Consider the following 18,569-nt stretch of genomic DNA (forward strand, 5'->3'; position numbering starts at 1 on the left):
CCCCGCCTCGCGGATGCCCTCGCGCACCCGCTTGGCCAGCTCGATGTGGTGGCGGTTGCACGGCGACAGGTCAGACCCTGTCTGGGCGATGCCGATGATCGGCTTGCCCGAGCGCAGCTCCTCCAGCGTCAGGCCGTAGTTCAGATAACGCTCCAGATACAGCGCCGTCATGTCCGGGTTCGCAGGGTTGTCGAACCACAGACGGGAGCGGAGAGGCTTGGTCATTCGGGCCTGTCGGTCAGGGCCGCCGGCGAGCCGGGGGCGAAGGGAAACACGCCGGGCAGATGGCGACCCGTGGTCTCCGAACAGTGCCCGTATTAGTCGGACAAATAGACGTGTCTCAAAAGTCGGACAAGAGCCAAAAAAGAACGCCGATCAGGCGCGCGGGCGCTGCTGCAGGGCGCGGGCCGTGTCGTGCAGGGCCATCTCCACCAGTTCGGTCATGGCCGCGCGCGCCGCCTCCGGCCCGCCCGAGGCGATGGCGTCGAACACCTTCCAGTGGTCGGGCATGGGATCGCGCGGCAGCTCCTTCTTCCGCTCCTTGTAGACCGTGGTCCAGCGGACCCCCGCGCCGATGGTGCTGGCCAGGCTGAGCAGGGGCGGATTGTCGGTGGCCTCCAGGATGGTGGCGTGGAACTCCCGGTCCGCGCCCTTGCCCTCCTCGGTGTTCAGGCCGTGGCGCTCCATGGCCATCAGGGCCTCGCGCATGCGGGTCACCTGTTCGGGGCTGCGGCGCTGGGCGGCCAGGGCGGCGGCGGCGGGCTCGATGATCAGACGCAGCTCGAAGAGGCCCTTGACCAGGGCGGGGCTGGGCTCGGTCTCGAATGACCAGGCCAGCACATCCGGGTCAAGCAGGTTCCAGCGCGCCTCGGGGTTCACCCGGGTGCCGGTCTTGGGCCGGCTCTCCACCAGCCCCTTGGCCGCCAGGATGCGGATGGCCTCGCGATAGGCGCTGCGGGACACCTCCAGACGCTCGGAGAAATCGATCTCGTTCTGGAGAATCTCGCCGGGCTTGTACTGCCCCGAGACGATGGCCACGCCCAGGTCATGGGCGATGACGCCATGGATGCGGGCCGGGCTGCGCACGGGCTTGCCGATGCGCCGGTCCCCTCCGGTTCTGGTTTTCTTTTCGGGCGCCATGGGCGAGGGTTCTGCTCCGTGCGGCATTCTGGGGCGGCGTGGTCGCACGCCCGCGTCTTGTGCGAGAAATGGCTATGCGACGTTCTGAAGCGCCATGCAATCGTCAGACCATTGGTTGACCGGCGCGGCAGGATGCCCTCTAAATGATGATAGCGCTACCAAGCCGGTCGCTGACGAACTGGCGGGAGCGAGGGAGGACGCACATGACCAAATGGGACCGGCCGGAGCGATTCCGGCGAGGACGGGCGATCACCGCCTTCGGGGCCGCCCTGGCCATCACGCTGGCGCCGATGCAGCCGGCCTTCGCTTTTCAGCAGGAACAGACGCCCGTCTATCGCGACGCCGCGCGTCCGGTGGCGGATCGGGTCGAGGACCTGCTCTCGCGCATGACGCTGGAGGAGAAGGTCGGCCAGATGCAGGGCCTGTGGGAGAACAAGGGCGACGTGCAGACGCCGGAGGGCGACTTCTCGCCCGAGCGGGCCTCCGCCGCCTTTCCCCATGGCCTCGGTCAGATCTCGCGGCCGTCCGACATGCGCGGCGTCGATCCCACCACCAACGGCGCGGCGGGCGTCACCGAGGGCGCCGTCAACCGCGACGGCCGCCAGACGGTGGAGTACATCAACGCCGCCCAGCGCTGGGCCCTCGAGGAGACCCGTCTCGGCATCCCGCTGATCTTCCATGAGGAGTCGCTGCACGGCTACACCGCCCGCGGCGCCACCAGCTTTCCCCAGTCCATCGCCCTGGCCAGCACCTGGGATCCCGAGCTGATCACCCAGGTGTTCAATGTGGCCTCGCGCGAGATGCGCGCCCGCGGCGTGCACCTGACCCTCGCCCCCGTGGTGGACGTGGCGCGCGACCCCCGCTGGGGCCGCATCGAGGAGACCTACGGCGAGGACCCGCACCTGGTGTCCGAAATCGGCCTGGCCGCCATCCGCGGTTATCAGGGCGACACCCTGCCCCTGGCCGAGGACCGGGTCTTCGTCACCCTCAAGCACATGACCGGCCACGGCGAGCCCGAGAACGGCATCAACGTCGGCCCCGCCCAGATCTCCGAGCGGGTCCTGCGCGAGGTGTTCTTCCCGCCGTTCGAGCGGGCGGTGCGAGAGCTGCCGGTGCGCTCGATCATGGCCTCCTACAACGAGATCGACGGCCTGCCGTCCCACGCCAACCGCTGGCTGCTGCACGATGTGCTGCGCGAGGAGTGGGGTTATGACGGCCTGATCGTCTCCGACTATTTCGCCATCCGCGAGATGGTCACCCGCCACCAGATGTTCGCGGACATCCAGGACGCCACCGTGCGGGCCATGGACGCCGGGATCGACATCGAGCTGCCCGACGGCGAGGGCTTCGTTCACCTGCCCGAGCTGGTCGCCGAGGGCCGCATCTCCGAGGCCCAGATCGACGACGCGGTGCGCCGCATCCTGACCATGAAGTTCGAGGCGGGCCTGTTCGAGAACCCCTATGCGGACCCCGACACCGCCGACGCCCTGACCGCCACCCCGGACGCCATCGCCCTGGCCCGTCAGGTGGCCGGACGCGCCATCACCCTGCTCAAGAACGACGACCAGACCCTGCCGCTGCGCGCGGACGGCCTCGGCCGTCTGGCGGTGCTGGGGACCCATGCGGTGGACACCCCCATCGGCGGCTACAGCGACATCCCGCGCCATGTGGTCAGCGTGCTGGAAGGTCTCGAGGCCGAGGCCGAAAGCGGCGGCTTCGAGGTGGTGTATTCCGAGGGCGTGCGCCTGACCGAAAGCCGCGAATGGGCCGCTGACGAGGTCAATCTGGTCGATCCGGCCGTCAACGCCCGCCTGATCGAGGAGGCCGTCGCGGTCGCCCGCCAGTCCGACGTCATCGTCATGGTGCTGGGCGAGAACGAACAGCTCAGCCGCGAGGCCTGGGCCGAGAACCATCTGGGCGACCGCGCCGACCTGCAGCTTGTGGGCCAGCAGATGGATCTGGCCCGCGCCATCTTCGCCCTGAACAAGCCCACCATCGTGCTGCTGCTCAACGGCCGCCCGCTGGCCGTCGGCGAACTGGTGGAGCAGGCCGACGCCCTCATCCAGGGCTGGTACCTGGGTCAGGAGACGGGCAACGCCGTCGCCGACGTCCTGTTCGGCCGGGTCAATCCGGGCGGCAAGCTGCCGGTCACCATCCCCCGCTCGGTGGGCCAGCTGCCGGTGTTCTACAACCACAAGCCGACCGCGCGCCGGGGCTATCTGTTCGACGAGACCAGCCCCCTGTTCCCGTTCGGCTACGGCCTCAGCTACACCAGCTTCCAGATGTCGGCGCCGCGCCTGACCAACCCGACCATCCGCGTCGGCGAGGCGGCCCAGGTGCAGGTGGACGTCACCAACACCGGCCCCGTGGCCGGAGACGAGGTGGTGCAGATCTATGTCCGCGACGACCACGCCTCGATCACCCGCCCCGTGCTGGAGCTCAAGGCGTTCGAGCGCGTCACCCTGCAGCCGGGCGAGACCCGCACGGTGACCCTGGATCTGTCGCCCGAAGCCCTGTCGCTGTGGAATCTGGACATGGAGCGGGTGGTGGAGCCGGGCACCTTCACCATCCACGCCGGTCCCAACTCGGTCGACCTGCAGTCAGCCACCCTGACGGTGCGCTGATCCTCCCCGACCGCCCGTCGTTCCTTCGGGAGCGGCGGGCGGCGCCTTTTCGCGACAGGAGGCGTGCATGCCGCGTTTCGTGACGGGCTTCCTTGCTCTTTGTCTTTTCTGGCTGGGCGCGGCGCTGCCCGCTTCCGCCTGCGAGGACCCGGGCGCGGTCTGCCCCGGCGCCGCGTCCGGCGAGGCCTTCGCCCTGATCGCCTCGGGCCGTCCCGCCGTGGTGCACACCGATCCCGGCGACCACGCGGGCCTGCTGCGCGCCGCCGCCGACCTGCGCGGCGATCTGGAGCGGGTGTCCGGTTCGCCCTCGCCGCTGGGTCATGACGCCGGCGAAGGGCTGGCGGTCATCGTCGGAACCCTGGGCCGCAGCGCCGTCATCGACGCCCTGGTCGCCGAAGGCCGTCTGGACGTCTCGGACGTGGCCGGCCAGTGGGAGGCCTTTGTCCAGCAGGTGATCGACAACCCGGCTCCGGGCGTGGACCGGGCCCTGATCATCGCCGGGTCGGACATGCGCGGCGCCATCTATGGCGTCTATGATCTGTCAGAGCGCATGGGCGTCTCGCCCTGGACCTGGTGGGCCGATGTGCCGGTGGTGCGTCAGGGCGACCTGCACGTCCTGCCCGGCCGCCGCGCCGACCGGCCCCGCGTACGTTATCGCGGCATTTTCCTGAACGACGAGAACCCGGCCCTCTACGGCTGGGTCAACGAGACCTTCGGCGGCTTCAACCACCACTTCTACACCCGGGTGTTCGAACTGACCCTGCGGTTGAAGGGCAACTATCTGTGGCCCGCCATGTGGGGCAAGGCGTTCTCCGACGACGATCCCCTGAACGCCGTCATGGCGAACGAATATGGCGTGGTGATCGGAACCTCCCATCACGAACCCATGATGCGCGCCCATGTGGAGTGGGAGCGCTACGGCGTGGGCGCCTGGGACTACACCACCAACCCCGACGCCTTGCGCCGGTTCTGGCGCGAGGGTGTCACGCGCATGGGCGGGCACGAGAGTCTGGTCACCGTCGGCATGCGCGGCGATGGCGACGAGGCCATGACCGAGGACACCGCCACCGCCCTGCTGGAGACCATCGTGGCGGACCAGCGGGACATCATCGCCGAGGTCACCGGCCGCGACCCCGCCGAAACGCCCCAGGTCTGGGCTCTCTACAAGGAGGTGCAGGACTATTACGACGACGGCATGCGGGTTCCTGACGACGTCACCCTGCTGTTCGCCGACGACAACTGGGGCAACATCCGCCGCCTGCCCGCGCCGGGGTCCGAGCGGCCCGGCGGCTACGGCGTCTATTTCCACTTCGACTATGTGGGCGGCCCCCGGAACTACAAATGGCTCAACACCACCCAGGTCGAGCGCACCTGGGAGCAGATGAACCTGGCCTGGGAATACGGCGCGGACCGGCTGTGGATCGTCAATGTTGGCGACCTCAAGCCCATGGAGCTGCCCATCAGCGCCTTCCTGGCCCAGGCCTGGAACCCCGAGGCCATGACGCTGGAGGCCATGAACGGCTTCACCCGCGACTGGGCCGCGCAGCAGTTCGGGGAGCAGCACGCCGACGAGATCGCCGACCTGCTGCGCCTCTACACCCGCTACAATTCGCGGCGGAAGCCGGAGCTCATCGGGCCGGACACCTTCAGCCTGCTCAATCACAATGAGGCCGAACTGGTGACGGCGGACTGGGCCGATCTGGCCCGCCGCGCCGACGCCGTGCGCGCGGCCCTGCCGCCGGAATACGACGACGCCTTCGTCCAGCTGGTCTGGTTCCCCATCCACGCCAGCGGCAATCTTACGGCCCTGCATGTGGAGACCGGGCGCAACCGGCTCTACGCCGCCCAGGGTCGCGCGGCGGCGGCCGGGGCGGCGGCACAGCAGGTGCGCGATCTGTTCGCCCGGGACGCCGAGCTGACCCGCATCTATCATCAGGACGTGGCCGACGGGCGCTGGAACCACATGATGTCCCAGACCCACATCAGCTACACCTACTGGCAGCAACCGGACGAGGATGTCCTGCCCGATCTGGCCGAGGTGACGCCTGTCGCCGGCGCGGCGCTGGGGGTGGCGGTGGAGGGCGATGCGCGGGCCTGGCCCGGCTCCGGCGGCGGGCCCGTCCTGCCGTCGCTGCATCGCCACGGGGTCGAGAGCCGCTGGATCGACCTGTTCGACCGGGGCGACCAACCCGCAGCCTGGACGCTCGAGGCCGGTGAGCCGTGGATCCGGCTGTCGGCGGCCGAGGGCCGGGGCGACCTGCGCGTGCGGGTCTCGGTCGACTGGTCCGCGGCGCCTGAAGGTCAGGCCGAGGGCTTCATACAGATGCGCGGCGCCGACGGAACCGAAATCACCGTCCTCGTGCCCATCCTCAATCCCGACGCGCCGGTCGAGCCGGGCCGCTTCATCGAGGCCGACGGCCATGTGACCATGGAGGCCGAACACTACGCGCGCACCCTGGAGGGGCAGGGTGTGGAGTGGCGGGTCATCCCGGGTCTGGGACGCACCCTGTCGGGCGTGACCACCACGCCCTCCACGGCCCCGGCGTCGGAACCGGGGCAGGGGCCGCGTCTCGAATACGATGTCCACCTGTTCGAGCCGGGCGAGGTCGAGGTGCGGCTGGTGCTGTCGCCGACGCTGGATTTCCGGGGCGGGGCGGGGCTCCGTTTCGGCGTCTCCATCAACGACGGACCGGTGCAGGTGGTGACCATGAACCCTACCGACACCGCGGCGGCGTGGGAGGGCGACGTGGCGAACGCCGTGGCCGTCCACGCGACCCGCCACCCGGTGGAGCGGGCGGGGCCGCACACCATCAAGGTGTGGCGCATCGATCCGGGCGTGGTCATCCAGCGGGTGATGCTCGTCCGCGACGGCGCGCCGGACAGCTATCTGGGACCGCTGGAGAGCGCCCGAGCCGACTGACTATTCAGCGGCGCGCAGGTGCTCGCTGATCTGCCCCGCCAGACGGCAGGCCTCGCCGCCGTCGGGACGGCCCTCGCGCCCGGACACGCGCACATCGGTGCGGCCCGGGCGGATGCGCAGCACCGCGTCGTGGCTGAAACCGAACCAGAAGCCTTGGCGCGTGCCCTCGATGCGGAACGGCGAGGTGCCCACCACGGTGAAGCCCGCCGCCTCCAGCGCCGCCTCGCCCACCTCCGGCGCCACCTGGGTGCGGGCGGAGAGGGCCTGATCGCAGGCGGCGACGGAGCCGACGGCCAGCGGCGCGGCCCCGGCCCGGTCGCGCTGGGCGCCGATCACCCCCGAAAAGCTCAGGGGTTCGCCCCAGTCGCTGGCGGCTTCATGCACCGGCGGGTGGGCGGCCAGGGCCTGGCGGTGGGCGATGTGCAGAGACAGGGTCACGCCCGCCGCCAGCACGGCTGCCAGCGCGTACAGCCCGCGCCGTTTCACATCGCCCATGGCCAGCAGCACCGTGGCCAGGGCCGCGCCCGCGCTGACCCAGGCCAGCCGCCAGCCCCAGACCAGGGTCAGCTGCTCATAGCCCAGCCGCCAGTCGATCAGCCCGACCCGGGTGCCGAAGGCGGCCACGAACCAGAGCAGCGGCGCCGCCAGGGCGATCAGGAAGGCCGCCGTCAGCCAGACGCCCCCGTGTCTTGATCTGCTCATGCCGAAACCTCTCGCCGTTGTGGCCGCGACCCTGCCCCCAAATCCCGCTTTTCGAAAGCCCGTTGCCCCTGTTTCCAAGGGGTCAGCCCTCCGGAAGGGGCTTTTTACGCCCACGCCTTCCGGGGGGGCTTATCATCAACGGGTCGAGGCGGGGTCCGCTCGGGCCCGATTTCGGACAGTCCGAAATCGCGCGAAATCAGGGGGAGGAAATATCTATATAAAACAAAGATAACGGCATCAGCCCGCGCCCGATTTCGGACAATTCGGACTCTGTTTTTTTCCAAGCCGGATCCGAGACCTGACCCGGACCGGCCCTCGCCTTGTCATCCCGGAAGCGCCGCAGGCGCTGTCCGGGACGGGCGGACAATAAAACTCCGCTCACCCCGGCCTTCGCCGGGATGAGCGGAGAGTGGGTGGCTCCGTCCCGGCTCTCCCCCCGGAACAAGTCCGGGGTGCGGCCGGGATGACAAGAGCTGAATCACACCGTCGGCAGGGTGTAGTCCTTGAACTCCTCGCGCAGGATCTTCTTGTCGATCTTGCCCGTGGCGCCCAGCGGGATGTCGTCCACGAAGACCACGTCGTCGGGCATCCACCATTTGGCGATCTTGCCTTCGAGGAAGTCCAGGAACTCCTGCTTCTCGGCGGTCTCGCCGTCCTTCAGCTTGACCAGCAGCAGGGGCCGTTCGTCCCATTTGGGATGGGCGATGCCGATGACGGCGGCCAGGGACGCCTTGGGGTGCCCCACGGCCACGTTCTCGATGTCGATGGAGCTGATCCACTCGCCGCCGGACTTGATCACATCCTTGGCCCGGTCGGTGATCTGCATGAAGCCGTTGGTGTCGATGATGGCCACGTCGCCGGTGTCGAAATAGCCCTCATCGTCCAGGATGTTGCCGCCCACGTCCTTGAAGTAGCTGGACGCCACGGTGGGGCCACGCACCATCAGCCGGCCCACCGCCTCGCCGTCGTGGGGCAGCGTCTCGCCCTCGTCGCTGACCAGCTTCAGCTCGATGCCCACGGGGGGCCGGCCCTGCTTCAGGCGGAACGGCATCTGCTCGTCATAGGACAGGTGCGCGATCTCCGGCGTCGGGGTCGAGACGGTGCCCACCGGCGAGGTCTCGGTCATGCCCCAGCCCTGGCGCACGTCCACGCCCAGGTCGTGGAAGCCGCGCACCAGCGCCTCGGGCAGGGCCGAGCCGCCGATCAGCACGTTCTTGAGGGTGGAGAATTTCAGGTCGTTGGCGGCCACATGCTGCAGCAGCATCTGCCACACGGTGGGCACGGCGGCCGAGAAGGTCACGCCCTCGGCCTCGATCAGCTCATAGATGGCCTCGCCGTCCATGCGCGCGCCGGGCATGACCAGCTTGGCCCCCACAGCGGGCGCCGAGAAGGCGACGCCCCAGGCGTTGGCGTGGAACATGGGCACCACCGGCAGGATCACGTCCGAGCCGGTCACGCCCATGATGTCCGAGCTCATGGTGATCAGGGTGTGCAGGAAGTTCGACCGGTGCGAGTACAGCACCCCCTTGGGGTCGCCCGTCGTGCCCGAGGTGTAGCACAGGCCGCAGGCGGTCAGCTCGTCGAAGCCGCCCCAGGTGAAGTCCTCGGACTGCTCGGACAGCACGTACTCGTAGCACTCCGCGTTGGGCAGCCTGGTCTCGGGCATCGAGACCTCGTCGGTCATGATGACCACGCGCTCCACCGTCGGGCAGTGGGCGATGATGGCGTCGAGGATCGGCACGAAGGTCAGGTCGACGAAGATGACCTTGTCCTCGGCGTGATTGATGATGAAGGCGATCTGGGACGGGTGCAGGCGCGGGTTCAGGGTGTGGCACACCGCCCCCATGCCCATGATGCCGTACCAGGCCTCCATGTGGCGCGCCGTGTTCCAGCCCAGGGTGGCGACCCGGTCGCCGAGCTTGACGCCCCAGCCGGCCAGGGCGTTCGACACCCGCTTGGCCCGGCGGTGCACGTCCGCATAGGTGGTGCGCACGATGGGGCCTTCCACCGTGCGGGTCACGATCTCACGATGCCCGTGCCAGATGCTGGCGCGATCAATGATCCGGTCAACCGTCAGCGGCCAGTCCTGCATTCGTCCCAGCATGCATCCCTCCATGTGCGCCTTGTTGAGAGCGGCGCTTTCAAATCGAAGCTACTTTGGTGATCGGTGTTAAGCAACGTGACGCTAGGGCAGGCAAGGCGCCCGGCCTTGGCCAGCGCGCACAGAAAGCCCTAAAGGACGGCCCTCGTCCATCGCGGAGCGCATCTCTTGAGCCTTCTCATCGCCATCACCGGAGGGTCCGGCTCGGGCAAGAGCACCCTGGCCCAGGCCCTGGCCCGCGCCCTGGGGTCGGATCAGGCGGTCGTGGTGCTGGAGGACTGGTACTATGTGGACGCCGCGGCCCTGCCGGACTTCGATCCGGCCAGCTTCGATTTCGACCACGTGGCGGCGCGGGATCACGCCCTGCTGGCCGCGCACCTGTCGGCGCTCAAGGCCGGGCAGGCGGTGCAGGCGCCCATCTACTCCCTGATCCACCATGGCCGCGAGCCGGGCGGGACCCCGGTGCCCGCCGTGCCGGTGGTGATCGTGGAGGGCATCCACCTGCTGGCGACACCCGCTGTGGCCGAGCTGTTCGATCTCAAGGTCTTCGTCGACACGCCCGCCGACATCCGCTTCATCCGTCGCCTGCTGCGGGACCAGGCCGAGCGCGGCCGCACGGCCCGCTCGGTGATCGACCAGTATCTGAAGACCGTTCGCCCGGGCCATGAACGCTTCACCGAACCGGGCCGCGCCCTGGCTGATTTCGTGGTGGCGGACCAGACTGCGGCGGTGGTGCTGGAGGACGTCCAGGCCGTGGATCGTCTCGCCGCGCCGGTGCTGGCCCACCCCATCCTGAAAGCCTTCCGCAGGACCTGACGGAAACCGACGTTTCTGTCTCTTGCCTTGCCAGTCCGTGTCGCGGACCATCTTTATGGTTAAGTTCCGCAACCTGAGGGGCAGGAGTCGCCCGCTTTTCATGACAGAGAACGCCCACGGGGGCGATGATGCCGAAAGCCTCCGTCATAAGCGAAAGGATCTGCTGAAAGTCGCCCGGCGCCACTTCATGGCTGAGGGCTACTCCGCCGCCCGCATGGAGGCCATCGCGCGGGACGCCTCGGTGTCCACGGCCACCCTCTACGCCTTCTTCCCGTCAAAGACCGATCTGTTCATCCGGGTCATCGACGACGCCTCGGATGACTTCGCCCGCCAGATCCAGGGAGTCCAGGTGCGCGCCGGCGCGGTGCACGAACAACTGGTCGCCTTCGGGGAAACCTACGCCGCCTTCCTGGGTGATCCGCTCGTCCGCGCGGTGTTCCGGCTGGTCATGGCCGAACGCAGGCGGTTCGAGCCGACGGCCGACCGCTTCTTCGAGCGGGGCCGCGCCGAAATCGGCGGGGTTCTGATGCAGGTGATCGGTGAGCATGTGGAGGCCGGCGCACTGAAGGTCGAGCGCCCCTCATGGGCGGCTGGCCAGCTGATGGGCATGATCGAGCATCCGGTCTTCTTCGTGCCCATGGTGACGGGCGAGGCGGTGCGGAGTCGCCGGGACGTCCGCTGCATCGTCGGCCAGGCCGTAGACACCTTCCTGGCCCGCTACGGGACCGGTCAGGGGTAGAGCCGGGTCCGGCGCCAATTCTCGCCTTCCCGGTCGAACCGCAGACGGTCATGCAGACGGAAGGGCCGGTCGCGCCAGAACTCGATCTGCCGGGGGATCACGCGCCAGCCGGTCCAGTATTCGGGTCGCGGCGGTTCCGCGCCCTCGAACCGCGCCTCAGCCGCACGCACGGCGGCCTCTAGCGTTTCCCGGCTGTCCAGCGGGCGGGACTGGGTCGAGGCCCAGGCGCCGATGCGGCTCTCGCGCGCCCGACTGGCGAAATAGGCGTCGGCCTCGGCTTCGCTGACCGGCTCAATGGCGCCGCGCACCCGCACCTGGCGGCGCAGGGACTTCCAGTGAAACAGCAGGGCCGCCTTCGGCTGGTCGCTCAGCTGGCCGCCCTTGGCGCTGCCGCGGTTGGAATAGAAGGCGAAGCCCCGCTCATCCACGCCCTTCAACAGAACCATGCGGCAATCGGGCAGGCCGTCGCTGTCCACCGTGGCCAAGGCCATGGCGTTGGAGTCGTTGGGCTCGGAGCGCCGCGCGTCCGCCATCCATTCCAGAAACAGCGGCACAGGGGCGTCGCGCTCGAACTGCGCCTCGTCGGCGTTGGCGGCCAGCTGGGCGGCGTAGTCTTCGGCGGTGGGGGTCGGCGGAATCGGATGATCGCTCATGGCCCGTTCTTACCCTCTCGACACCCTTTGGGGGAGAGGGAGCGTCACGGTTAACTCCGCCTTGACCATATTATCCGCCAATCGGGGTCATGACCGCCCAGACCCTGACCCTGCGCGACGCCTACGGCCTTCTGGGCCTGCACGGCCCCGTGGAGCCGCGCCGCCTGGCGGAGCTGTTCCGCGCTGCGGTGAAGGCCGCCCGCCCGGATCAGCCGGGCGGCGACGCCGACCGCTTTCGCCGCGTCATCGAGGCCTATCGCCTGATCCAGAAGCGCGGCGGCCTCGGCCCGGCGCTGGATGCGCCCAAGGCGCGCCCCATGCCGTTGCCGGTGGTGGTTCTGAGCCCTCTGGAAGCGATCCACGGCGCCTGCGCCACCGTCGCCCTGCCGGGACGCGGCGCCCTGCGCATCATGGTCCCGGCGGGACTGCGCACCGGCGAGCATGTGCGCCTGAGACGTGCGGCGTCGGACGGAAGCGACCTTTACCTGCCCGTGCTCATTCGCGCCGCCGACGGCCTGAAAGTCCTGGGCGACGACCTGTTCATGACCTGCCCGGTGGATCCCCGCCTGCTGGTCGACGGGGGGCGGGCCGAGATCGAAACGCACGCCGGACCGCGCCAGGCCTGGGTGGTCGGCGGCATGGCCGGGCCCGTGCGCCTGTGCCTGAAAGGCCTGGGCCTCCCGGCGCGGGGCGTCCGTCCGTCCGGACGCCTGTTCGTGACCCTGGAGGCCATGGCCGGCGCCCCCTCGGCTGCCGAGCATCTGCTGGCCCGGTTCAGTTCGGTATGGACGTCCGAGCGCCTCGCGGCCTAGAGGCTGTAAGCCATGTCCCACAACACCTTCGGCCATCTGTTCCGCGTCACCACCTGGGGTGAGAGCCATGGCCCGTCCATCGGCTGCGTCATCGACGGCTGCCCGCCGGGCATCCCCCTGACCGAGGCGGACATCCAGCCGTGGCTGGACCGGCGCAAGCCCGGCGGCTCGCGCTTCGTCACCCAGCGGCGCGAGGCGGACGAATGCCGCATCGTGTCGGGGACCTTCGACGACGGCGAGGGACCGGTCACGACGGGCGCGCCCATCGCCATCCTGATCGAGAACACGGACCAGCGGTCGAAGGATTATGGCGAGATCGCCCGCGCCTTCCGGCCGGGCCACGCCGACTACACCTATCAGGCCAAGTACGGGGTGCGGGACCATCGCGGCGGCGGGCGATCTTCGGCGCGCGAAACCGCCTGCCGCGTGGCGGCGGGCGCGGTGGCGCGCAAGGTGTTGGGCCAGGACGTCGCCATCCGCGCGGGTATCGTCCAGATCGGGCCGCACCGCATCGAGGACGACCGGATCGACTTCGGCGCGGTTGAGCACAACGCCCTGTTCGCCGCGAACGCCGAGGTGGTTCCGGCCTGGGCAGCCTATCTGGATGATATCCGCAAGGCCGGATCCTCCATCGGCGCGGTGGTGGCGGTCGAGGCTGTCGGCGTTCCCGCCGGATGGGGGGCGCCGCTTTACGGCAAGCTGGACGGCGAACTGGCGAGTGCCCTGATGTCCATCAATGCGGCCAAGGGCGTGGAGATCGGGGCCGGTTTCGAGTCCGCCGCCCTGACCGGCGAACAGAACGCCGACGAGATGCGGCTGGGCGACGACGGCGCGCCGGTGTTCCTGTCCAACAAGGCGGGCGGGGTTCTGGGCGGGATCTCGACCGGTCAGCCGGTGACGGCGCGGGTCGCCTTCAAGCCCACCTCATCGATCCTCACGCTCCGGCGCACGATCACCCGGGACGGAACCGAAACGGACCTGCGCACCAAGGGCCGTCATGATCCCTGCGTCGGCTTGCGCGGCGTTCCCGTGGTGGAGGCCATGACCGCCTGCGTTCTGGCCGACGCCATGCTGCGTCAGCGGGGGCAGACAGGATGGGCCTTCCCCTCTTTCAGCGAGACTCAAATATGACGCGCATACTGTCCGCCGCCGCCATGGTCGCTGCCGCCCTGATGCTTCAGGGGTGCCTTGTAGGAACGGCCGTCGGGGTCACCGGCGCCGTGGTCGGCACGGGCGTGAAGGCCACCGGCGCGGTGATCGGCGCGGGCGTCGACGCGGTCACGACCTCGGACGCCGAGACCCTGCGGGCCGAACGCCGCGCCTGCGAGCGCCGCGTGCGTCGCGGCTCCAACGAGGACTGCCGCCGCTACCGCACCGACGATTAGAACCGGGCGACTAGAGCAGGGCCGAGATCGCTTCGCGCGCGGCCGCGCCCAGATCCTCGCGCTTTAGCGCAAGCGCCACATTTGCGCGCAGCAGGCCGATCTTGTCGCCGCAGTCGTGGGTCACGCCTTCATATTCGACGGCGGTGAAGGCCTGGTCCTGCATCAAGCGGGCCATGGCGTCGGTCAGCTGGATCTCGCCGCCCGCGCCTCGCTCCTGGGTTTCCAGCAGATGAAAGATCTCGGGCTGCAGGATATAGCGGCCCGAGATGGACAGGTTAGACGGCGCGGTCCCCTTGGCCGGCTTCTCCACCATGCCCTTCATGCCGATGCGGTTGCCGGTCCGCTCCAGCGGATCGACGATGCCGTACTTGTGGGTCATGTCCTCGGGCACCGCCTCGACGCCGATGACGTTGCCGCCGACCTCCTCATAGACCTGAATCAACTGCTTCAGGGCGCCCGGCGCCGCATCGACGATCACGTCGGGCAGGATCACGGCGAACGGCTCGTCCGCGATGATGTCGCGGGCGCACCATACCGCGTGGCCCAGGCCCAGCGGCTTCATCTGGCGGGTGAAGCTCATCTCGCCCGCGCGGGCCAGTTCGCCGTTCATCATCTCGAGGATGTCGGTCTTGCCCTTGGCCTCAAGCTGGGCCTCCAGCTCGATCTGGTGGTCGAAATAGTCCTCGATGGCCTGTTTCGCCCGGCCGGTGACGAAGACGATGTGCTCAATGCCGGCCTCGCGCGCTTCTTCCACGATGTAGCTGAGGATCGGCCGGTCCACGACGTTCAGCAGTTCCTTGGGCGTGGTCTTGGTGCCGGGCAGAACCCGGGTGCCCAGACCCGCGACGGGCAGGACAGCCTTGCGAACACGTCGAGGGGACTTGGCGTCGGTCATGGGGGCTCCAGTCTGGATCAGGTTCGGCGAGGCCGTTGATAGGCGCTTCGGGCGGCGCTGCAAACGTCGGCGCCGCGATGGAGGTCGGAACCGCCGGGCTGGCGGACAGTTCCGCGATGTGATGTCGTGGTCGCCCGACCGTCCGCACCCGAAAGGCCTGACATGATCCGACCATTCGCCGTCCTCACCCTGTCGCTGTCCGCGCTGGCGCTCGTCTCTTGCAGCGACCAGGAGTCTGAAGGCCCCGCCGTGCCGCCGACCACGGCCGAGACCCTCGAAGTTCCGGAGGATCTGATCATGCCGCCCGAGGAGGCCGAGGTGCCGCCGGCCGTGGGCCAGGAAGCGGCTGCCATCCCGGATACCCCGCCGGTGCTTCCCGAAGGCGGGCCGGCGCCCAGTCCGGCGGCAAGCCCCCCGCCGGAAGGCTGAAAGCCGGTTATTCGACCGTGACGGACTTGGCCAGATTGCGCGGCTGGTCCACGTCGGTGCCCTTCTGCACGGCCGTGTAATAGGCCAGCAGCTGCACCGGCACCGCATAGATCAGGGGCGCGATGAAGGGGTCGCAGGGAGGGATCTCGATTCGACGCACCGTTGCGCCGTGGGGCGAGGGCGCACCCCGCGCCGTGATCATCACCACCGGGCCGCCGCGCGCGGCCACTTCCTGAAGGTTCGAGGCGGTCTTTTCGAACACCTCGTCCATGGGGGCCAAGGCGATGATGGGGGTCGCCTCGTCCACCAGGGCGATAGGGCCGTGCTTCAGCTCCCCGGCGGCGTAGCCCTCGGCGTGGATATAGCTGATCTCCTTCAGCTTCAGCGCCCCCTCCATGGCCAGGGGGAACATGGCTCCCCGCCCCAGGAACAGCACGTCCGACGCCTTGGCCACATCCTGGGCGACGGCCCTGATGTCGTCATCGGCCTGCAGGGTCTCGGCGATCAGGCGCGGCGCCTCGAACAGGGCCTTGACCAGGCGCGCCTCCTCGTCCGGCGCCACGCGGCCGCGCGCCACGCCCGCCGCCAGCGCCAGCGACAGCAGCGCCGCCACCTGGGCGGTGAAGGCCTTGGTGGAGGCCACGCCGATCTCTGGCCCGGCCCAGGTGGGCCACATGGCCCGGGCTTCGCGCGCCATGGACGAGGTGTGGACATTGACCACCGCCGCGGTGTCGAAGCCCTGCGCCTTGCACCAGGTCAGGCTGGCCAGGGTGTCGGCGGTCTCGCCTGATTGGCTGACCGCAACCACCAGGGTTCCGGGCGTCAGGGCCGGGCTACGGTAACGGAACTCGGACGCGATCTCCACGTCGCAGGGCACGCCGGCCAACCGCTCGAAAGCGTAGCGGGCGATCTCCCCGGCGTAGAAGGCGGTGCCGCAGGCCACGATCTGGATGCGGCTGACCTTGGTCAGGTCGATGGCGTCCTGGGGTTTCACCTTCTGCGCCACCAGATCCAGATAGGCCGACAGGGTGTGCTGGACGCTGTCGGGCTGCTCGTGGATCTCTTTCTCCATGAAGTGGCGGTATTCGCCCTTCTCCACCATGGCGGCCGAGGCGGAGACGGTGACCACCGGGCGGTTCGCCTTCCTGCCCTGTTCATCCCGGATGTCGGCGCCGCCGCGGGTCAGGGCGACATAGTCGCCTTCTTCGAGATAGCTGATCTGCTGGGTGAAGGGGCCGACCGCGAGGGCGTCGGAGCCCAGATACATCTCGCCCTCGCCCCAGCCCACCACCAGCGGGCTGCCCTTGCGCGCGCCCAGGATGAGGTCGTCGTGGCCCTCGATCAGCACGCCCAAGGCATAGGCGCCGCTCAGGCGGTCCAGCACGGCCTTGAAGGCCGTCATGGGCTCGTCGCCGGCGTCCAGCCGCGCGTCGATCAGATGGGCCACCACCTCCGTGTCGGTCTGGCTTTCGAAGACGCGCCCCGCGGCCTCCAGTTCGGCCTTCAGTTCGGCGAAATTCTCGATGATGCCGTTGTGCACCACCGCCACACGCCCCGCCTTGTGCGGGTGGGCGTTGGGCTCGGTGGGCGGGCCGTGGGTGGCCCAGCGGGTGTGGCCGATGCCGACGACGGAGGTCAGGGGCTGATCGGCGAGAACCGCCTCCAGCTCCCGGATCTTGCCCTTGGCCCGGCGCCGCTCGATGCGGCCGTCCACCAGGGCCGCAACGCCCGCGGAATCATAGCCCCGGTATTCCAGGCGCTTCAGGCTGTCGATCATCAGAGGGGCCGCCTGGGCCGTCCCGGTCACGCCGATAATTCCGCACATGGCTTGATCTATTCTCCCGAGACGAAGGGTTCAGGCTGCTTGGCACAGGCCGCGCCTGGCGTTAAGCCCGCGTGCAAAGGGCGGGCCTGATCGTTTCGGCTTTAACCGAAAGGCCGTGACCGCCAACTAAAAAGACGTTTCGCCAGGTTTCCCGGCGAAAACGGAGGGATCGTGAGCAAGCGACGTTATTTCGGCACCGACGGCATTCGCGGCCGCGCCAACAGCCACCCCATGACGGCCGAGGTCGCGCTGCGCGTCGGTCTGGCGGCGGGCAAGTTGTTCATGTCCGGCGACGACCGGCGCCATCTGGTGGTGATCGGCAAGGACACGCGCCTGTCCGGCTACATGATCGAACCGGCTCTGGTGGCGGGCTTCGCCAGTGTGGGCATGGACGTGCGCACCTTCGGTCCCTTGCCCACACCCGGCGTCGCGATGATGACCCGGTCCATGCGTGCGGACCTGGGGGTGATGATCTCGGCGTCGCACAACAGTTTCGCCGACAACGGCATCAAGCTGTTCGGGCCGGACGGATACAAGCTGTCCGACGAGATGGAGTTGAAGATCGAGGCCCTGATGCATGAAGACCTGGGCCAGGGGCTGGCGGACGCCGACGCCCTGGGACGGGTCAAGCGCATCGACGACGCCCAGGCCCGTTACGTGGAGATCGCCAAGGCGACCTTCCCGAGAAAGATGAACCTGAACGGCCTGCGCATCGCCGTGGACTGCGCCAACGGCGCTGGTTATCGCGTGGCCCCGACCACCCTTTACGAGCTGGGCGCGGACGTCTTCCCGGTCGGGGTGGAGCCGAACGGTCTGAACATCAACGCGGAGTGCGGCTCGACCCATCCGCGCACCCTCTCCGAGGCCGTGAAGCGCTACGGCGCCGACATCGGCATCGCCCTCGACGGAGACGCCGATCGGCTGGCCCTGTGCGACGAAAAGGGCCGGGTCATCGATGGCGACCAGATCATGGCCCTGATCGCTCGCGACTGGGCCAAACGGGGCATCCTGACCGGCGGCGGCATCGTGGCCACGGTCATGTCCAACCTGGGCCTTGAGCGCGTCCTCAAGGCCGACGGCCTAACGCTTGAGCGCACCCAGGTGGGCGACCGCTATGTCATGGAGTGCATGCGCGAGGGCGGGTTCAATGTGGGCGGCGAACAGTCCGGCCACCTGATCCTCAGCCGCCACGCCACCACCGGCGACGGTCTGATCGCCGCGCTTCAGGTGCTGGCCGTGCTCGTGGAGTCCGGCAAGCCCATGAGCGAACTGGCCGCCCAGTTCGAGCCTGTGCCCCAGAAACTCAAGAACGTGCGCCATTCGGGCGGAAACCCCTTGGCGGACAAGGGCGTCACCGACGCGATCGCCGCCGGGCAGACGCGCCTTAACGGCTCCGGCCGGGTGGTTGTCCGCGCCTCGGGCACCGAACCTCTGATCCGCATCATGGCCGAAGGCGACGACGCCAAACTGGTGAATGCGGTGGTCGATGAGATCGCCGAGGCGGTCAAGGCGGCGGGCTGACGGCCGC

The 18,569-nt window shown here is 68.9% G+C and carries 16 protein-coding genes; 9 read left to right on the plus strand and 7 right to left on the minus strand.

Annotation, left to right across the window (positions count from 1 at the left end; translation table 11 throughout):
- Window positions 1-225: dihydroxy-acid dehydratase (locus IWC96_RS03845; protein WP_196838117.1), on the minus strand; the 225-nt coding region annotated here is incomplete at its 3' end.
- A 150-nt stretch (window positions 226-375) separates the two neighbouring features.
- A complete protein-coding gene (locus IWC96_RS03850) occupies window positions 376-1,140 on the minus strand; it encodes a FadR/GntR family transcriptional regulator (RefSeq protein ID WP_021698316.1) in 765 nt (254 codons plus the stop codon).
- A gap of 203 nt (window positions 1,141-1,343) precedes the next feature.
- Here IWC96_RS03850 and IWC96_RS03855 point away from each other — a divergent pair, with 203 nt between their 5' ends.
- Together IWC96_RS03855 and IWC96_RS03860 are read left to right on the plus strand one after the other, a co-directional pair.
- Window positions 1,344-3,764, plus strand: a complete 2,421-nt coding sequence (locus IWC96_RS03855; protein WP_021698317.1) for a glycoside hydrolase family 3 N-terminal domain-containing protein — start codon at window positions 1,344-1,346, stop codon at window positions 3,762-3,764.
- Between the two features lie 67 nt (window positions 3,765-3,831).
- Window positions 3,832-6,684: a glycosyl hydrolase 115 family protein gene (locus tag IWC96_RS03860; protein ID WP_196838377.1), complete on the plus strand. Its 2,853-nt coding sequence runs from the start codon at window positions 3,832-3,834 to the stop codon at window positions 6,682-6,684.
- Here IWC96_RS03860 and IWC96_RS03865 read toward each other — a convergent pair whose 3' ends face one another.
- Together IWC96_RS03865 and IWC96_RS03870 are read right to left on the minus strand one after the other, a co-directional pair.
- Entirely contained in the window at window positions 6,685-7,386 is a 702-nt protein-coding gene (locus tag IWC96_RS03865; RefSeq protein WP_021698319.1) for a DUF1499 domain-containing protein, read from the minus strand.
- A 478-nt stretch (window positions 7,387-7,864) separates the two neighbouring features.
- Window positions 7,865-9,490 carry a long-chain-fatty-acid--CoA ligase gene (locus IWC96_RS03870; protein ID WP_021698320.1) on the minus strand — a complete coding sequence of 542 codons (1,626 nt, stop codon included), beginning with the start codon at window positions 9,488-9,490 and terminating at the stop codon, window positions 7,865-7,867.
- Between the two features lie 165 nt (window positions 9,491-9,655).
- Between IWC96_RS03870 and udk the strand changes: the two genes are divergently transcribed.
- Window positions 9,656-10,303, plus strand: a complete 648-nt coding sequence (gene udk, locus IWC96_RS03875) for a uridine kinase (protein ID WP_021698321.1) — start codon at window positions 9,656-9,658, stop codon at window positions 10,301-10,303.
- A gap of 100 nt (window positions 10,304-10,403) precedes the next feature.
- Window positions 10,404-11,042 carry a TetR/AcrR family transcriptional regulator gene (locus IWC96_RS03880; RefSeq protein ID WP_021698322.1) on the plus strand — a complete coding sequence of 213 codons (639 nt, stop codon included), beginning with the start codon at window positions 10,404-10,406 and terminating at the stop codon, window positions 11,040-11,042.
- Here IWC96_RS03880 and pdxH read toward each other — a convergent pair.
- Window positions 11,033-11,695 (minus strand): pyridoxamine 5'-phosphate oxidase, encoded by a 663-nt coding sequence (gene pdxH / locus IWC96_RS03885; RefSeq protein WP_021698323.1) that lies wholly within the window; start codon window positions 11,693-11,695, stop codon window positions 11,033-11,035. The two genes, IWC96_RS03880 and pdxH, sit on opposite strands and share 10 nt — an antisense overlap.
- Window positions 11,696-11,784: 89 nt before the next feature.
- Between pdxH and IWC96_RS03890 the strand changes: the two genes are divergently transcribed.
- The 3 genes from IWC96_RS03890 to IWC96_RS03900 are packed head-to-tail and all read left to right on the plus strand — an operon-like array spanning window position 11,785 to window position 13,892.
- Complete coding sequence (locus tag IWC96_RS03890) at window positions 11,785-12,507, plus strand: DnaJ C-terminal domain-containing protein (RefSeq protein ID WP_021698324.1); 723 nt, start codon at window positions 11,785-11,787, stop codon at window positions 12,505-12,507.
- A gap of 12 nt (window positions 12,508-12,519) precedes the next feature.
- Window positions 12,520-13,638, plus strand: a complete 1,119-nt coding sequence (aroC, locus tag IWC96_RS03895) for a chorismate synthase (protein ID WP_021698325.1) — start codon at window positions 12,520-12,522, stop codon at window positions 13,636-13,638.
- The gene (locus IWC96_RS03900) at window positions 13,635-13,892 is read left to right on the plus strand and encodes a hypothetical protein (protein WP_196838378.1); all 258 of its coding nucleotides are present in this window, start codon (window positions 13,635-13,637) and stop codon (window positions 13,890-13,892) included. Before aroC ends, IWC96_RS03900 begins: the two co-directional genes overlap by 4 nt.
- A gap of 10 nt (window positions 13,893-13,902) precedes the next feature.
- Here the strand turns inward: IWC96_RS03900 and galU are convergent, their stop codons facing one another.
- Complete coding sequence (gene galU, locus IWC96_RS03905; RefSeq protein WP_045319314.1) at window positions 13,903-14,787, minus strand: UTP--glucose-1-phosphate uridylyltransferase GalU; 885 nt, start codon at window positions 14,785-14,787, stop codon at window positions 13,903-13,905.
- A gap of 162 nt (window positions 14,788-14,949) precedes the next feature.
- On the opposite strand from galU, the gene IWC96_RS03910 reads away from it, so the two are divergent.
- A complete protein-coding gene (locus IWC96_RS03910; protein WP_196838379.1) occupies window positions 14,950-15,216 on the plus strand; it encodes a hypothetical protein in 267 nt (88 codons plus the stop codon).
- Between the two features lie 7 nt (window positions 15,217-15,223).
- On the opposite strand, the gene glmS is transcribed toward IWC96_RS03910, so the two are convergent.
- A complete protein-coding gene (gene glmS, locus IWC96_RS03915) occupies window positions 15,224-17,041 on the minus strand; it encodes a glutamine--fructose-6-phosphate transaminase (isomerizing) (RefSeq protein WP_196838380.1) in 1,818 nt (605 codons plus the stop codon).
- A 171-nt stretch (window positions 17,042-17,212) separates the two neighbouring features.
- Here glmS and glmM point away from each other — a divergent pair, with 171 nt between their 5' ends.
- On the plus strand, window positions 17,213-18,562 hold the full coding sequence (gene glmM / locus IWC96_RS03920) for a phosphoglucosamine mutase (RefSeq protein WP_021697850.1): 1,350 nt from the start codon (window positions 17,213-17,215) through the stop codon (window positions 18,560-18,562).
- Window positions 18,563-18,569 lie beyond the last annotated feature (7 nt).

The organism is Brevundimonas sp. BAL450 (assembly GCF_015767455.1).
In the GTDB taxonomy this organism is placed as follows: Bacteria; Pseudomonadota; Alphaproteobacteria; order Caulobacterales; family Caulobacteraceae; genus Brevundimonas; species Brevundimonas abyssalis.

Bases quoted from the DNA above. Each gene is read 5' to 3' on its own strand.
- IWC96_RS03850 (WP_021698316.1), bottom strand. From the start codon at position 1,140: ATGGCGCCCGAAAAGAAAACCAGAACCGGAGGGGACCGGCGCATCGGC.
- IWC96_RS03855 (WP_021698317.1), top strand. From the start codon at position 1,344: ATGACCAAATGGGACCGGCCGGAGCGATTCCGGCGAGGACGGGCGATC.
- IWC96_RS03860 (WP_196838377.1), top strand. From the start codon at position 3,832: ATGCCGCGTTTCGTGACGGGCTTCCTTGCTCTTTGTCTTTTCTGGCTG.
- IWC96_RS03865 (WP_021698319.1), bottom strand. From the start codon at position 7,386: ATGAGCAGATCAAGACACGGGGGCGTCTGGCTGACGGCGGCCTTCCTG.
- IWC96_RS03870 (WP_021698320.1), bottom strand. From the start codon at position 9,490: ATGCTGGGACGAATGCAGGACTGGCCGCTGACGGTTGACCGGATCATT.
- IWC96_RS03880 (WP_021698322.1), top strand. From the start codon at position 10,404: ATGACAGAGAACGCCCACGGGGGCGATGATGCCGAAAGCCTCCGTCAT.
- pdxH (WP_021698323.1), bottom strand. From the start codon at position 11,695: ATGAGCGATCATCCGATTCCGCCGACCCCCACCGCCGAAGACTACGCC.
- IWC96_RS03890 (WP_021698324.1), top strand. From the start codon at position 11,785: ATGACCGCCCAGACCCTGACCCTGCGCGACGCCTACGGCCTTCTGGGC.
- aroC (WP_021698325.1), top strand. From the start codon at position 12,520: ATGTCCCACAACACCTTCGGCCATCTGTTCCGCGTCACCACCTGGGGT.
- IWC96_RS03900 (WP_196838378.1), top strand. From the start codon at position 13,635: ATGACGCGCATACTGTCCGCCGCCGCCATGGTCGCTGCCGCCCTGATG.
- galU (WP_045319314.1), bottom strand. From the start codon at position 14,787: ATGACCGACGCCAAGTCCCCTCGACGTGTTCGCAAGGCTGTCCTGCCC.
- IWC96_RS03910 (WP_196838379.1), top strand. From the start codon at position 14,950: ATGATCCGACCATTCGCCGTCCTCACCCTGTCGCTGTCCGCGCTGGCG.
- glmS (WP_196838380.1), bottom strand. From the start codon at position 17,041: ATGTGCGGAATTATCGGCGTGACCGGGACGGCCCAGGCGGCCCCTCTG.